Raw genomic sequence first — 13,402 nt, 5'->3', positions numbered from 1 at the left:
GTCCGGCGGCGCGCCGCCCCGCGCCGGCGCGACCGGGCCCCCTCGGGGCTACCCCTCCGCGACCACCACCGCCGAGGCCACCCCGGCGTCATGGCTCAGCGACACATGCCAGGAACGCACGCCCAGTTCGGCGGCGCGGGCCGCCACCGTGCCCGACACCCGCAGCCGCGGCTGCCCGCTGTCCTCGACCCAGACCTCGGCGTCGGTCCAGTGCAGACCGGCCGGGGCGCCCAGCGCCTTCGCCAGCGCCTCCTTCGCGGCGAAGCGCGCGGCGAGCGAGGCGATGCCCCGGCGCTCCCCGCCGGGCAGCAGCAACTCGCTCGTGAGGAACAGCCGTTCGGCCAGTCCCGGTGTGCGTTGCAGCGCCGCGTCGAACCTGTCGATCTCGGCCACGTCGATACCGACCCCGATGATGCTCATGACCCGCACTGTAGGGCTCCTCGTACGGGTGACCCCGCCGCGCGGCGCCCACCACGCGGCGGGTTCACCACGCTTCCCTGTGCGCATGATCAGCGGACGTATCGCATGCCGGAGCATCGCCGTGGTGCTCACGGCGGCCTCCCTGCTGCCCGTTGGCAGCGCCTCGGCCGACCCCGCCCCGCCCGCCCCCGCACCCCGGGCCGCGGACGCGCCGGAACCGGCCGGCACCCCGGACCGGGCGCAGCCGCCGAAGGAGGGCGAGCCCGTCGCCCGGGAGCGCCCGCGCGAGGCCGACGAGGGCGCGTACGACCTCGCGGAGACCGCGCCCGCCGACGCGGACGTCCGGTGCACCGACGAGTCCGGTCCCTACCAGCGCCAGATCGAGCGCGGACTCGGACTGACCGTCGACGGCGAGCAGTCCGCGGCGGACTGCCGGGCCGTGCGCGCCTTCCAGACCAAGCAGGGCATCGAGCCCGCCATCGGGTTCACGGGCCCGGTGACCTGGGCGTCCCTCCAGCTCGCCGGTGCCCGCGCCCACCCGAACGCCGCGAAGAAGTGCCCCGTGCGCGCCTACCGCGTCGCCTGCGTCGACCTCGACCGGCAGCTGACCTGGGTGCAGCAGGGCCGCAAGGTCGTCTTCGGCCCGGTCAGCGTGCGCAGCGGACGCACCGGCTACGACACCCGGACCGGCTGGTACCGGGTCTACTGGCGGGACCGGGACCACGTGTCCTCGCTCTACAACAGCCCCATGCCCTACTCGCAGTTCTTCAGCGGCGGCCAGGCGTTCCACGGCGTCTACGGCAGCATCTACACCACCGTCGGCTCCATGGGCTGCGTCAACATGCGCCTGGACCACGCCCGCACCCTGTGGGGGCTGCTCAAGAACGAGGACCGGGTCTACGTCTGGGGCCGCCGGCCGGTCGTGTAGGCCGTCAGGGGTCCGGCCCGGCGCCGCCGCCGGACCCCTCTGCGACACTGGGGGCGCGATGACAGAGACAGCAGCCCTGCGGACCGCGCCCCTGCGGGCCCGCGCCGAGATCGACCTGGCCGCCCTGCGGGCCAATGTGCGGACCCTGCGCGGCCGTGCGCCGGGGGCGGCCCTGATGGCCGTGGTCAAGTCCGACGCCTACGGCCACGGGGCGCCGCAGTGCGCCCGCGCCGCCGTGCAGGCGGGCGCCACCTGGCTCGGCACGGCCACCCCGGAGGAGGCCCTCGCGCTCCGCGCCGCCGGGCTGACGGACGTACGCGTCATGTGCTGGCTGTGGACGCCGGGCGGGCCCTGGCAGGAGGCCGTCGAGGCCGACCTGGACGTCTCCGTCAGCGGCATGTGGGCGCTGCGGGAGGTCACCGCCGCCGCACGGCGGGCCGGCCTCCCCGCGCGGGTCCACCTCAAGGCCGACACCGGGCTCGGCCGGGGCGGCTGCCAGCCGGGCGGGGACTGGGCCGAGCTGGTCCGCGAGGCCCTGCGGGCCGAGGCCGGCGGGCTGATCCGGATCACCGGGCTGTGGTCGCACTTCGCCTGCGCCGACGAGCCCGGCCACCCCTCCGTCGCCGCCCAGCTCGCCCTGTTCCGGGAGATGACCGCCCACGCCGAGGGGCGGGGCGTACGGCCCGAGGTGCGGCACATCGCCAACTCGCCCGCCACGCTCACCCTGCCCGAGAGCCACTTCGACCTGGTCCGCACCGGCATCGCGGTCTACGGCATCTCGCCCAGCCCCGAGCTGGGCGTCCCCGCCGACTTCGGACTGCGGCCCGTGATGACGCTCTCGGCGTCCCTCTCGCTGGTCAAGCAGGTCCCGGGCGGCCACGGCGTCAGCTACGGGCACCACTACGTCACCCCGGGCGAGACCACCCTCGGCCTCGTCCCGCTCGGCTACGCCGACGGCATCCCGCGGCACGCCTCCGGCGCGGGCCCGGTCCTGGTCGGCGGCAAGTGGCGCACGGTCGCGGGCCGGATCGCGATGGACCAGTTCGTCGTGGACCTCGGCGGCGACGAGCCCGGGGCGGGGGAGCAGGCCGTGCTGTTCGGCCCCGGCGACCACGGCGAGCCCACCGCCGAGGACTGGGCGCAGGCGGCCGGGACCATCGCGTACGAGATCGTCACCCGCATCGGCACCCGCGTCCCCCGCGTCCATGTGAACGAGTCCGTGTAGACGCGGCCGCGAGAGCGGCGCGCACCCGCAGCGGGGCGGGTGCGCCCACCCGGATGCTACTAGTGAGTACATTCGTGTGAACGAGGAACGCGTGCGGTGACCCCGCCCCGCAGTCCGGCACCGTCCACCACCGATGCCACACCGGCACCACCCGACCCAGCGAAGAGGAGCGGTACGTGAGCGAGAGCAGCGCGGAGGCCGTCGCGGCCGTCGCCTCCGCCACGGGGGCGGCCGCCGCGAACTGGCGCAGGGCCACCGGTATCGCCGGTGCCGCGATAGGCGTGATCGCGGCGGGCGCCGCGGCGGGCGTCGCCATAGAGCGGATGACGGTGGGCCGCGGCATGCGGCAGAAGGCCCGCCTCGCCCTCGACGCGGCAGGCCCCTACGGCTCGCTGCGCGGCACCCCCGGCAAGGCGTACGCCGACGACGGCACCGAGCTGTACTACGAGGTCGACGACGTCGATCCCGAGGCCGCCCCCGCCCTCGGTCCGCGCCGGCGCCGCCTCTTCGGCCGCAAGTCACCGGCCCCCGTCACCGTCGTCTTCAGCCACGGCTACTGCCTCAGCCAGGACTCCTGGCACTTCCAGCGGGCCGCGCTCCGGGGCGTCGTGCGGACCGTGCACTGGGACCAGCGCAGCCACGGCCGCTCCGGGCGGGGCGTCGCCCAGCGCGAGGAGGGCACGCACGTCGACATCGAGCAGCTGGGGCGCGACCTGAAGGCCGTCATCGACGCCGCCGCCCCCGAGGGCCCGCTCGTGCTGGTGGGCCACTCCATGGGCGGGATGACCATGATGGCGCTCGCCGACGCCTACCCGGAGCTGATCCGCGACCGCGTCGTCGCCACCGCCTTCGTCGGCACGTCGTCCGGAAGGCTCGGCGAGGTCAACTTCGGGCTGCCCGTCGCGGGGGTGAACGCGGTGCGGCGCGTGCTGCCGGGCGTGCTCAAGGCGCTGGGGCAGCGGGCCGAGCTCGTGGAGCGGGGCCGGCGGGCCACCGCCGACCTGTTCGCCGGGGTCATCAAGCGGTACTCCTTCTCGTCCCGGGACGTCGACCCGGCCGTCGCGCGGTTCGCCGAGCGGATGATCGAGGCGACGCCGATCGACGTGGTCGCGGAGTTCTACCCGGCCTTCACCGACCACGACAAGACCGCGGCGCTCGCCCTCTTCGCCGACATGCCGGTGCTCGTGCTGGCCGGCGTGGGCGACCTCGTCACCCCGAGCGAGCACAGCGAGGCCATCGCCGACCTGCTGCCGGAGGCCGAGCTGGTCCTGGTCCCGGACGCCGGGCACCTGGTGATGCTGGAGCACCCGGAGGTGGTCACCGACCGCCTCGCGGACCTGCTCACCCGGGCGGGCGCCGTGCCCGCAGGGGCTACGGTTAGTGGCTATGGAAGCACCAGCAGCACCGCACGACGCGGCTGACCTCCGGCTCACCGTCACCTCTCCCGACCAGATGCGGGAGCTGGGCCGCCGCCTCGCCGGGCTGCTGCGCGCCGGCGACCTGCTGATGCTCAGCGGGGAGCTGGGCGCGGGCAAGACGACCCTGACCCGCGGGCTCGGCGAGGGCATGGGCGTGCGGGGCGCGGTCACCTCCCCGACCTTCGTGATCGCCCGGGTGCACCCCGCCCTCGGTGACGGCCCGCCGCTCGTCCACGTCGACGCCTACCGGCTCTCCGGCGGGCTGGACGAGATGGAGGACCTCGACCTCGACGTCTCGCTGCCCGAGTCGGTGGTCGTCGTGGAGTGGGGCGAGGGCAAGGTCGAGGAGCTGACCGAGGAGCGGCTCCAGGTCGTCATCCACCGCGCGGTCGGCGACACCACCGACGAGGTGCGGCACGTCACGGTGACCGGGCTCGGCGAGCGCTGGGCGCGGGCCGACCTGAGCGCCCTGGCGGCCTGAACCGGCGCGGACGGCCGTCCCGGAGATTCCGACAGGACGTCGGCAAGATATTGCGTTCGCCCTCGTGCGCGTGGTCACATGGTACCCAGTTCGTAGTTAGGTGTACCTAACTTCGTCCGCCCCCGGGCCCAGGAGGCGTCCATGCAGGCATCGCAGAACACCACGCGGAGCGGGGCACGGCCCTGCCCGCCGGTCACCGGGGTGTCCATGAGCGACCTGCTGGCGGCGAACGCCGCCGCCGAGCTGATCTCGACCCCGCCGCCCGCGCCCGAGCCCCGGCGCCACACCGGGGAGCAGACCGAGGAGCACCGGGAGGCGGCGTAGGCACCCGGCGCCGAGGACGTCGGTGCCTTCGCCGGTCCGCGGGGTCCGCGGGGTCCGCGTAGTCCGCGGGGTGCGCGGGTGCGCGGGTCCGGCCGCCGACCGCTCAGCGGATCACTCAGGGGACGACTCAGCGGATCACGACGACCGAGCGGCCGATCGTGGCGAACTCCCACATGGCCTCGCCGTCCTCGCGGGACTCCCGGATGCCGCCCGTGCGCGCGGTGGGGTCCGGCTGCGGCGTCGCGCCGGGGACCTTCGCGCTGAAGCCGACGGTCACGCCCTCCACCTCCGCGAAGCGGACCACGTGCTCGACCGGCAGGCCGTCGGAGCCGGTGACGCTGCTGGAGCGGGAGCCGACGACGTAGGGGCCCGGCACCGGATCGACCGATCCGGGCGCCACCCGGAACGTCCGCCGGACCTTGCCGCCCGCCTCGACGAGCCACACCCGGTCGTCGTCCACCGAGTACACGACCCGCTCTCCCGAGCCGGATCCCGCGGGCAGCGCGCGGGGGTCCTCGCGGTCACGCGGCGCCTTGGACGTACTCACACCGGGTGAGTCGCCGGAGCGCCGTCCGAGGTCGGGCGGCACGCTCGCCGACGCCTGGAAGGTGAGCACGCCGACGGTCGCGAGAGCGGCCGCCATCAGGCCCGTCACGAATCCCGAGCTGCTGCCCGCCACCGTCACCACCTCCGCGTCCGCCGGGTCCGCCGTGATCACGGCCGACCGTAGCAGCCGTCACGCGTCCGACCGGGTCGGCGCTTCCGGGGGCCGGGGCGCCGTAGGCTGTTTGCGTGCTCTTGCTCGCTCTGGATACCGCCACCCCCGCCGTCACCGTCGCGCTCCACGACGGCACGGACGCCATCGCCTCGTCGAGCCAGGTGGACGCACGCCGGCACGGCGAGCTGCTGCTGCCCGCCGTCGACCGGGTCCTCACCGAGGCCGGTGTGACACTCGACGCCGTCACCGGAGTCGTCGTGGGCGTCGGCCCCGGCCCCTACACCGGTCTGCGCGTCGGACTGATGACCGCCGACACCTTCGGGCTCGTCCTCGGCGTCCCCGTGCACGGCCTGTGCACGCTGGACGCCCTGGCCTACGCCGCCGACATCGAGAAGGGCCCGTTCGTCGTCGCGACCGACGCCCGGCGCAAGGAGGTGTACTGGGCGCGCTACGCCGACTCCCGGACCCGGCTGAGCGAGCCGGCCGTCGACCGGCCCGCCGACATCGCCGCCGAGGTCGCCGGACTGCCCGCCGTCGGCGCGGGCGCGCTGCTGTACCCGGAGACCTTCCCGCGCGCCCACGAGCCCGAGCACGTGTCGGCGGCGGCCCTCGCCGCGCTCGCCGCCGAACGGCTGGCGGCGGGGGAGGAACTGCCCGCGCCCCGGCCGCTGTACCTGCGCCGGCCCGACGCCCAGGTCCCCAAGAACTACAAGGTGGTCACCCCCAAGTGACCGGACCCGAGACGACACCCGCTCCTCCCGCGGGCCCGCCGCTGCGCGAGATGCGCTGGTGGGACATCGACCGCGTGCTGACGCTGGAGAAGGACCTCTTCCCCGAGGACGCCTGGTCTCGGGGCATGTTCTGGTCCGAACTGGCCCACGCGCGCGGGTCCGAGGCCACCCGGCGCTATGTCGTCGCCGAGAACGACGGGCGGCTGGTCGGCTACGCCGGCCTCGCCTCCTCCGGGGACCTCGCCGACATCCAGACCATCGCCGTCGCCCGCGACCACTGGGGGACCGGGCTCGGCGGCCGGCTGCTCACCGAACTGCTGCACGCCGCCACGGCCTTCGAGTGCGCCCAGGTGATGCTGGAGTGCCGGGTGGACAACGTCCGCGCGCAGAAGCTCTACGAGCGCTTCGGCTTCGCGGCCATCGGCTTCCGGCGCGGCTACTACCAGCCGGGGAACGTCGACGCCCTGGTGATGCGACTGACGACAGCACCCGACGGCGCCGGCGCCGCGGGTGACACCTCCGCACAAGGAACAGAGATCAATGGCTGACCCGCGGGACGAACCCCTGGTCCTGGGCATCGAGACCTCCTGCGACGAGACCGGCGTCGGCATCGTCCGCGGCACCACGCTGCTCGCCGACGCCATCGCCTCCAGCGTCGACGAGCACGCGCGCTTCGGCGGTGTCGTGCCGGAGGTCGCCTCCCGGGCCCATCTGGAGGCGATGGTCCCGACCATCGACCGCGCCCTGAAGGAGGCGGGGGTCAGCGCCCGCGACCTCGACGGCATCGCGGTCACCGCCGGTCCGGGCCTCGCGGGCGCGCTGCTCGTCGGGGTGTCGGCGGCGAAGGCGTACGCCTACGCGCTGGGCAAGCCGCTCTACGGCGTCAACCACCTCGCCTCGCACATCTGCGTGGACCAGCTGGAGCACGGCGCGCTGCCGGAGCCGACGATGGCCCTGCTGGTGAGCGGCGGCCACTCCTCGCTGCTGCTGTCCAGCGACATCACCTCCGACGTACGGCCGATGGGCGCGACCATCGACGACGCGGCCGGCGAGGCGTTCGACAAGATCGCCCGGGTGCTGAACCTGGGCTTCCCCGGCGGCCCGGTCATCGACCGCTACGCCCGCGAGGGCGACCCGAACGCGATCGCCTTCCCCCGGGGACTGACGGGCCCGCGCGATCCCGCGTACGACTTCTCCTTCTCGGGACTGAAGACGGCCGTCGCCCGCTGGATCGAGGCCAGGCGCGCGGCGGGCGAGGACGTGCCCGTACGGGACGTCTCGGCGTCCTTCCAGGAGGCCGTCGTCGACGTGCTGACCCGCAAGGCCGTGCGCGCGTGCAAGGACGAGGGCGTCGACCACCTGATGATCGGCGGCGGCGTGGCCGCGAACTCCCGGCTGCGGGCGCTGGCCCGGGAGCGCTGCGAGGCGGCCGGCATCCGGCTGCGCGTGCCGCGGCCGAAGCTCTGCACGGACAACGGCGCGATGGTCGCCGCGCTCGGCGCGGAGATGGTCGCCCGCAACCGCCCGGCGTCCTCCTGGGACCTGTCCGCGGACTCCTCGCTGCCGGTGACCGAGACCCATGTGCCGGGCACCGGCCACGGACACGACCACGCGCACGAGGCCGGCAAGGAGAACCTGTACTCGTGACGGTCGCGCTGATGTGGGAGGCGCGGGCGGTCCGGGGCGGGGGAGCGGACCTGCTCGCCTGGGCCGGGGCGCAGGAGCTGCCGCGGCGGCCCCTGCGCCGCGAGACCCTGCGCGCGCCCGGGGACCGGGTCCTCGTCATCACCTGGTGGGACGCGGACCTCGACGCCGAACTCCCCGAACTCCCCGACCCGGCACCGGAGTTGATCACCCGCGCGGTGCACCGCTGGCGATTCGAGTCGGTGTCCACGTCCCCGGGCTGAGCCAGCCGCGGGGCAGCCGGTCCCCGGGCTGCGCCGTCCCCGGGGCGGAGCGGGCGGCGGCCGGGTGGCTCAGTCCTGCGGCCGGGCCGTCGTCGGGCAGAGCAGGCGGCGGTCGGTGCCGAGGGTGCGGTGGGGGCCGGTCAGGGTGAGACGGGCGGTGTGCCGCACGTCGGCGGAGGAGGCCGCCAGGCGCAGTTCCAGGTCGCCGGGTTCGACGACGCGGCGGCCCGTGCGGTCCGTGAACCCCGACAGGTCCGCGTGGAAGCCGAAGCCCACCCGGCACGCCTCGCCCGGAGCCAGCTCCACGCGCCGGTAGCCGATCAGCCGGACGTCCGGCCGGGTCACCGACGCCACCGGGTCGTGCAGATAGAGCTGGACGACCTCGGCGCCCGCGCGCTCCCCGGTGTTGCGGACGGTGAGCGAGAGGTCGCAGCCGCCGTCCGTGGCGATCTCCGCGGCCGGCCCGCGGAAGTCCTCCCAGGCGAAGCGGGTGTAGGACCGCCCGTGCCCGAAGGGGAACAGCGGGGTCGGGTCGAGGCTGCTGACCTCGCCCGCCAGACCCAGCGGCGGCTGGAGGTACGTCCACGGCTGCCCGCCGGGCTCGCGCGGCACGCTCACCGGCAGCCGCCCCGACGGGGTGACCCGGCCCGACAGCACCCCCGCCACCGCCGGGCCGCCCTCCTCGCCCGGGAAGAACGCCTGGACCACGGCGGCGAGCCGGCCGTCCCAGCGGCCCAGCGCGTACGGGCGGCCGGTCAGCAGGACCAGGACGACCGGGACGCCCGTCGCCACCAGCGCGTCCAGCAGGTCGCCCTGCGCACCGGGCAGCCGCAGGTCGCTCACGTCGCAGCCCTCGCCCGAGGTGCCCCGCCCGAACAGTCCCGCCCTGTCGCCCAGCACCGCGAGGCACACGTCCGCCTCCGACGCCCGGCCCACCGCCGCCGCGAAACCGGCCGCGCCGGGGTCCGAGACACCGCAGCCCTCGGCGAACGTCACCTTGGCGTCGGGGAGTTCGGCGCGCAGCGCGTCGAGGAGCGTCGGGATCGCGATGCCCGCCGGCACCCCGGGGTGGTGCGGGAGGACGTGGGAGGGGAAGGAGTAGCAGCCCAGCATCGCCAGCGCGTCCGCCGCGCGCGGCCCCACGACCGCGATCCGGGCGTCGGGGGAGAGCGGCAGGAGCCCGGCCGGGTTGTCCAGCAGCACCACCGACTCCTCGGCCAGCCGGCGGGCCAGCGCGCGGTTGGCGGGCGGGTCCAGGTCGATCGGCCCGGCGGCCGGTTCCGGCGTCCAGTCCTCGTCCAGCAGGCCGAGTTCGCACTTCTGGAGCAGGACCCGGCGGGCCGCCCGGTCCACCAGTTCCCCGGGGACCCCGCCGGCCCGCACGGCCTCAAGGAGCGGCTCCCCGTAGCAGTCCAGGGTCGGCAGCTCCACGTCGACGCCGGCCGCCAGCGCGGCGTGCGCGGCCTCGGCGGGCGTACCGGCCACGCGGTGCAGCGTCCGCAGGAAGGCGACGCCGAAGTAGTCGGCGACCACCGTCCCGGTGAAACCCCATTCCCCGCGCAGGAGTTCGCTCAGCAGTGCCGGGTCCGCGGACGCGGGTACGCCGTCCGTCTCGGTGTACGCCGCCATCACCGAGCGCGCCCCGCCCTCGCGCAGCGCCATCTCGAACGGGGGGAGCGTGACGTCGGCGAACTCCCGCACGCCCGCCCGCACCGGCGCGAGGTTGCGGGCGCCCGCCGAGGAGGCGTATCCGGCGAAGTGCTTGAGCGTGGCGACCACTCCGGCCGACTGGAGCCCCCGGACGTAGGCCGCGCCGATCGTGCCGGTCAGATACGGGTCCTCGCCGATGGTCTCCTCGACCCGGCCCCAGCGCGGATCGCGTACGACGTCCAGGACCGGTGCGAGGCCCTGGTGGACGCCGACCGCGCGCAGGTCCTCGCCGATGCGCCGGGCCATCTCCTCGACGAGCGGCGCGTCGAAGCTCGCTCCCCAGGCCAGCGGCACCGGGTAGGCGGTGGCCCGCCAGGCCGTGAAGCCCGCGAGGCACTCCTCGTGGGCCACCGCCGGGATGCCGAAGCGGCCCGCCGCGGCGATCCGGCGCTGGGCGCGGGCGAGCGCGCGGGCGCCCACGTCCGGGTCCACGGGGGCCGTGCCGAAGGAGCGGGTGAGCTGGCCGATCCCCTGGGTGATCAGCTCGTCCCAGGCGCCGACGGCGTCGGCCATCTCGTGCTGGTGCGGGGCGACCCCCTCGCCGTCCGTGGCGGCGCCCACCCACACGCCGTACAGCTGGGCGGTCTTCTCCCGCAGGGTCATCCGGGAGAGGAGGTCGTCGACACGGGCGGCGGCGGGCAGAGCCCGGTCGCGCCAGGGGGCGGCGGTCATGAAACTCCTGTCGGGGCCGAATGCCCACTCGCGAATGTTTCGTTGAAGATCTCGAATGTTCCGGAACCTAGGCGGGGTGAGAAGGGTTCGTCAAGAGGCCGCACAGGGATACGATCGCCGCCATGACAGCCCGTGAGCCCGCTGAATCCAGGACGGCAGCGCCGACGACCCGGACGGCCCCGCCGGAGACCCGGACGGCCGCGGCGGCGACGGCGGCGGGCCGGACCGCGACCCTGGCCGAGATCGCCCGGGAGGCCGGCGTCTCCGCCCCGACCGTCTCGAAGGTCCTCAACGGCCGCGCCGACGTCGCCCCGGCCACCCGCACCCGGGTCGAGGAACTGCTGCGCGCCCACGGCTACCGGCGCCGCCGGGCCGAGTCCGGCCGCTCCCCCCTGATCGACCTGGTCTTCCACGAACTGGAGAGCGCCTGGGCGATGGAGGTCATCCGGGGCGTGGAGAACGTCGCCCGGGACGCGGGGCTCAGCGTCGTGCTCAGCGAGAGCGCGGGCCGTCTGACCCCGGGCAGGACCTGGGCCGACCAGGTGGCCGCCCGCCGCCCGCACGGCGTCATCCTCGTACTGTCCGGTCTGGACGGTGCCCAGCGCGCCCTGCTGACCAGCCGCTCGATCCCGTTCGTGGTGATGGACCCGGCGGGCGACCCGGGGGCGGACGTGCCGTCCATCGGCGCGACCAACTGGCAGGGCGGGCTCGCCGCCACCCGTCACCTCGTCGAGCTGGGCCACCGCAGGATCGGCGCGATCACCGGACCGTCGCGGATGATGTGCGCCCGCGCCCGCGCCGACGGCTACCGCGCCGCCCTGGAGACCGCCGGACTGCCGGTCGAGCCCGGCCTGGTCAGGCCCGGCGACTTCCACCACGAGACCGGCCGCCGGCAGGGGCTGGAGCTGCTGCGCGGCCCGGACCGGCCGACCGCCGTCTTCGCGGGCAACGACCTCCAGGCGCTCGGACTGTACGAGGCCGCCCGCGAACTCGGGCTGCGGATCCCGGAGGACCTGAGCGTGGTCGGCTTCGACGATCTGCCGGTCGCGCGCTGGGTCGGGCCGCCGCTGACGACCGTACGGCAGCCGCTGACGGAGATGGCGGAGGCCGCGGCCAGGCTGGTCCTCGACCTGGCCCGGCAGGAGGGGGCGCCGGCGGCGACCCGGGTGGAGCTGGCGACCTCGCTGGTGGTCCGCAGCAGTACCGCGCCGCCGCCGAAGGAAGTCGGCTGACCTTCCGAAACTTTCGGCCGAGCTCGACCGGTTCCGGCGTCCGGCCGTGTCCCGTCCCCGTCCGCCTCCCTCCCCGGGGCGCGCAACGGGACCGCGGGCGCGGCGCTGGTGAGAAGTCTGAGAATTCCTGAAGAAAACGCTCCCTGGCGTCCTGGCCGTCGTAATGCGGACGTACGTTCCTGTCCGCTACGGAACGCGGCGCGGACGGAGCACTAGGCGGGCCGGCCGATCAGCATCGTGGGTGCCCCGGCCACCCGGGTCAGGAAGACCGTCGCCGCGTGCGGCCCCTGCGGTTTGACCTTGCGGCGCAGCTCCTCCGGTTCGACGGCCGACCCGCGCTTCTTCACGGTCAGCGTGCCCACCTCGCGCTCCCGCAGGAGTGCCTTGAGCTTCTTGACGTTGAAGGGCAGCCGGTCGGTGATCTCGTACGCGGTCGCGTAGGGCGTCGGGCGCAGGGCGTCGGCCGTGACGTAGGCGATGGTGGCGTCGATCAGCCCGCCGTCCAGCTCCTCGGCGGCCTCGGCGACCAGGTGGGCGCGGATGACGGCCCCGTCGGGCTCGTACAGGTACCGCCCGACGGGACGGACCGCGGGGTCGGGCAGCCCGCGCGAGCGCAGGGTCCGCGGCCCCGGCAGCAGGGTGGCCCGCACCGCCCCCGGGTCGGTCCCGAACCACAGGACCGCCTCCTTCACGTCCCCGCCGTCCGAGATCCACTCGGCGTCGGCGTCGGCGGGGATCGCCTCGTGCGGGACGCCCGGTGCGATCTTCAGGGCGGCGCGGGGCGCCCTGCGGGCGGCCTCGACGGCCCAGGACAGCGGGGGCGAGTACGCCTCGGGGTCGAAGATCCGGCCGCGGCCGCCGCGCCGGCCCGGATCGACGAACACGGCGTCGGTGCCGCCGGTGTGCACCTCGGTCACGTCGGCCTCGCGCACCTCGACCAGCCGCGTGAGCCCCAGGGCCTCGACGTTGGCGCGGGCCACCGCCGCCGTCACCGGGTCGCGGTCCACCGCCAGCACCCGGATGCCGGCCCGGGCCAGCGCGATGGCGTCGCCGCCGATCCCGCAGCACAGGTCGGCGACCGAGGCGATCCCCAGCTCCCGCATCCGCGCGGCCCGGTACGCGGCCACGCTCGCGCGGGTCGACTGCTCGACGCCGTTCGGGGTGAAGAACATCCGCCCGGCGTCCGCCGCCCCGAACTTGGCCGCGGCCCGCTGCCGCAGCCGGGCCTGGCCGAGCGCCGCCGAGACCAGCGCGGCGGGGTGCGCGCGGCGCAGCCGGGTCGCGACGGCGAGTTCGTCGGCGGGGTCGGTGTCGCGCACGGTGTCGAGGAGCGCGCGGCCCTCGGGGGTCAGCAGCACGGAGAAGTCGGCGAGGTGGTCGTTCACCGGGTCATTGTCGGCCAGTCGGTGGATGGTGCGCCCCGCGGCGGCGCTGTCGACCCGGCCCGGGGGCGGTGTCCTGCCAGGATCCGGCTCCATGCGACTTGTAGTACAAAATGACAAAAAAGACCGCAAGGGGACGCCCCCGGGGCGGCGCCCCGCACGGGCCGCCGCGGGCCGGGCCGTCGCGGGCGCCCGGGTTCACGGAGTCCTCGCCGTGCTCACCGCCGCCGCCCTCGCCGCGGGCTGCGCGCCGG

The 13,402-nt window shown here is 75.4% G+C and carries 14 protein-coding genes; 10 read left to right on the top strand and 4 right to left on the bottom strand.

The window, feature by feature from the left end; genetic code table 11:
* Positions 1 to 48: 48 nt before the first annotated feature.
* Positions 49 to 420 carry a holo-ACP synthase gene (locus tag SZN_RS12110; protein WP_043730179.1) on the bottom strand — a complete coding sequence of 124 codons (372 nt, stop codon included), beginning with the start codon at positions 418 to 420 and terminating at the stop codon, positions 49 to 51.
* A 121-nt stretch (positions 421 to 541) separates the two neighbouring features.
* Between SZN_RS12110 and SZN_RS12105 the strand changes: the two genes are divergently transcribed.
* The 5 genes from SZN_RS12105 (at position 542) to SZN_RS12085 (ending at position 4,796) form a co-directional block, all read left to right on the top strand.
* Positions 542 to 1,348 carry a L,D-transpeptidase family protein gene (locus tag SZN_RS12105; RefSeq protein WP_007494722.1) on the top strand — a complete coding sequence of 269 codons (807 nt, stop codon included), beginning with the start codon at positions 542 to 544 and terminating at the stop codon, positions 1,346 to 1,348.
* A 58-nt stretch (positions 1,349 to 1,406) separates the two neighbouring features.
* On the top strand, positions 1,407 to 2,573 hold the full coding sequence (gene alr, locus SZN_RS12100; protein ID WP_007494720.1) for an alanine racemase: 1,167 nt from the start codon (positions 1,407 to 1,409) through the stop codon (positions 2,571 to 2,573).
* A 176-nt stretch (positions 2,574 to 2,749) separates the two neighbouring features.
* Positions 2,750 to 3,994 (top strand): alpha/beta fold hydrolase, encoded by a 1,245-nt coding sequence (locus SZN_RS12095; protein ID WP_007494719.1) that lies wholly within the window; start codon positions 2,750 to 2,752, stop codon positions 3,992 to 3,994.
* Positions 3,960 to 4,472 (top strand): tRNA (adenosine(37)-N6)-threonylcarbamoyltransferase complex ATPase subunit type 1 TsaE, encoded by a 513-nt coding sequence (gene tsaE / locus SZN_RS12090; RefSeq protein WP_007494717.1) that lies wholly within the window; start codon positions 3,960 to 3,962, stop codon positions 4,470 to 4,472. Before SZN_RS12095 ends, tsaE begins: the two co-directional genes overlap by 35 nt.
* Before the next feature lie 141 nt (positions 4,473 to 4,613).
* On the top strand, positions 4,614 to 4,796 hold the full coding sequence (locus SZN_RS12085; protein ID WP_007494715.1) for a hypothetical protein: 183 nt from the start codon (positions 4,614 to 4,616) through the stop codon (positions 4,794 to 4,796).
* A 127-nt stretch (positions 4,797 to 4,923) separates the two neighbouring features.
* Here SZN_RS12085 and SZN_RS12080 read toward each other — a convergent pair whose 3' ends face one another.
* Positions 4,924 to 5,475 carry a hypothetical protein gene (locus SZN_RS12080; protein ID WP_086021372.1) on the bottom strand — a complete coding sequence of 184 codons (552 nt, stop codon included), beginning with the start codon at positions 5,473 to 5,475 and terminating at the stop codon, positions 4,924 to 4,926.
* Between the two features lie 113 nt (positions 5,476 to 5,588).
* On the opposite strand from SZN_RS12080, the gene tsaB reads away from it, so the two are divergent.
* The 4 genes from tsaB to SZN_RS12060 are packed head-to-tail and all read left to right on the top strand — an operon-like array spanning position 5,589 to position 8,152.
* A complete protein-coding gene (gene tsaB / locus SZN_RS12075) occupies positions 5,589 to 6,245 on the top strand; it encodes a tRNA (adenosine(37)-N6)-threonylcarbamoyltransferase complex dimerization subunit type 1 TsaB (protein WP_007494711.1) in 657 nt (218 codons plus the stop codon).
* A 50-nt stretch (positions 6,246 to 6,295) separates the two neighbouring features.
* Positions 6,296 to 6,793 (top strand): ribosomal protein S18-alanine N-acetyltransferase, encoded by a 498-nt coding sequence (gene rimI, locus SZN_RS12070; RefSeq protein WP_043730205.1) that lies wholly within the window; start codon positions 6,296 to 6,298, stop codon positions 6,791 to 6,793.
* Positions 6,786 to 7,892: a tRNA (adenosine(37)-N6)-threonylcarbamoyltransferase complex transferase subunit TsaD gene (tsaD, locus tag SZN_RS12065; RefSeq protein WP_007494706.1), complete on the top strand. Its 1,107-nt coding sequence runs from the start codon at positions 6,786 to 6,788 to the stop codon at positions 7,890 to 7,892. Before rimI ends, tsaD begins: the two co-directional genes overlap by 8 nt.
* Entirely contained in the window at positions 7,889 to 8,152 is a 264-nt protein-coding gene (locus SZN_RS12060) for a hypothetical protein (protein WP_007494704.1), read from the top strand. The genes tsaD and SZN_RS12060 overlap by 4 nt, the downstream gene beginning before the upstream one ends.
* Positions 8,153 to 8,221: 69 nt before the next feature.
* Here SZN_RS12060 and SZN_RS12055 read toward each other — a convergent pair whose 3' ends face one another.
* Positions 8,222 to 10,534, bottom strand: a complete 2,313-nt coding sequence (locus SZN_RS12055; protein WP_007494702.1) for a beta-xylosidase/alpha-l-arabinosidase — start codon at positions 10,532 to 10,534, stop codon at positions 8,222 to 8,224.
* Positions 10,535 to 10,656: 122 nt separating this feature from the next.
* Here SZN_RS12055 and SZN_RS12050 point away from each other — a divergent pair, with 122 nt between their 5' ends.
* On the top strand, positions 10,657 to 11,766 hold the full coding sequence (locus SZN_RS12050) for a LacI family DNA-binding transcriptional regulator (protein WP_007494699.1): 1,110 nt from the start codon (positions 10,657 to 10,659) through the stop codon (positions 11,764 to 11,766).
* Positions 11,767 to 11,978: 212 nt separating this feature from the next.
* On the opposite strand, the gene SZN_RS12045 is transcribed toward SZN_RS12050, so the two are convergent.
* Positions 11,979 to 13,244 carry a class I SAM-dependent methyltransferase gene (locus tag SZN_RS12045; protein WP_078508544.1) on the bottom strand — a complete coding sequence of 422 codons (1,266 nt, stop codon included), beginning with the start codon at positions 13,242 to 13,244 and terminating at the stop codon, positions 11,979 to 11,981.
* Positions 13,245 to 13,402: the final 158 nt, after the last annotated feature.

It is taken from the genome of Streptomyces zinciresistens K42, assembly GCF_000225525.1.
Taxonomy (GTDB): domain Bacteria; phylum Actinomycetota; class Actinomycetes; order Streptomycetales; family Streptomycetaceae; genus Streptomyces; species Streptomyces zinciresistens.
Note: the sequence above shows the minus strand (reverse complement) of the source record. Positions and strands in the feature narration are given on the sequence as shown.